Source organism: Carboxydocella sp. JDF658 (assembly GCF_002049395.1).
GTDB lineage: Bacteria > Bacillota.
This window is the reverse complement of sequence record NZ_BDLR01000246.1, coordinates 1-428: the sequence shown is the minus strand read 5'-3', so window position 1 is coordinate 428 and position 428 is coordinate 1. Positions and strand designations below refer to the sequence as shown.

General features: G+C 55.8%; 1 protein-coding gene. It reads right to left on the bottom strand.

Annotation, left to right across the window (positions count from 1 at the left end):
- Nucleotides 1-428, bottom strand: a 428-nt coding sequence (locus JDF658_RS13995; protein WP_159446654.1) for a transposase, incomplete at both ends; no start/stop codon positions are given.

Here is a 428-nt window from a genome sequence, read left to right as displayed (position 1 = left end):
TGGAGTTTCTGGTTGCCCGCGTCTCCCCATTCCCTGTCTGCACGAATACCTTTTAATTCGCCGACTACGATGGTGAAAACGTTGTGGGCAACTGCCAGGTCGACCAACCACCTGGTCAGTACGTGCAGGTAGTGGTTGCGCTGCCTGCCCCACTTGACGTTCAACTCAATGCAGCGCCTGCTGGTGGATTTGGTACGTTTGGCTTTTTCTTTCTGGAAGTACCGGTCGAGGGCCAGAAGTTCCCCGCCGGGCACGAGGAAAGAAAAGCCGTCGGAGATTACTCCGGCTGCGATGTTCACGATACCCAGATCCAGCGCCATGACGTTTTCGGTTTCCTTATAGGTTACCGGGACCCTGTGGGTTATGTGCAGGTACCAGTCGCCGGTCCCGGGTTCGTAGACCAGCTTTACCTGCTGGACTTTGCTCAG